General features: G+C 65.5%; 1 pseudogene. It reads right to left on the reverse strand.

Features of this window, described 5'->3' with window-relative positions:
- Positions 1-116, reverse strand: a pseudogene (locus KVS67_RS13960) (IS481 family transposase); the annotation flags it as partial.
- Positions 117-203: the final 87 nt, after the last annotated feature.

Here is a 203-nt window from a genome sequence, read left to right on the forward strand (position 1 = left end):
GGCCGGCTCACCCGGAACTCGGCGGCCACGTGTGCCTGCGGGATCCCGTCGTGCAGGTGGCGGTGGACCATCCTGAGTCGGCCAGTGGGGGTCAGGGGTGCGTTAGCGTGAGTCATGAGTGGGTCTGGTCAAGTCCCTGGAAGTGGTGTAGCCGTCTTCGAGGTTGTAGGGGGCTTGTACCTGTCAGGTCTGCAGGGTCGGCA

It is taken from the genome of Micrococcus sp. GbtcB5, from assembly GCF_019091605.1.
Taxonomy (GTDB): domain Bacteria; phylum Actinomycetota; class Actinomycetes; order Actinomycetales; family Micrococcaceae; genus Micrococcus; species Micrococcus luteus.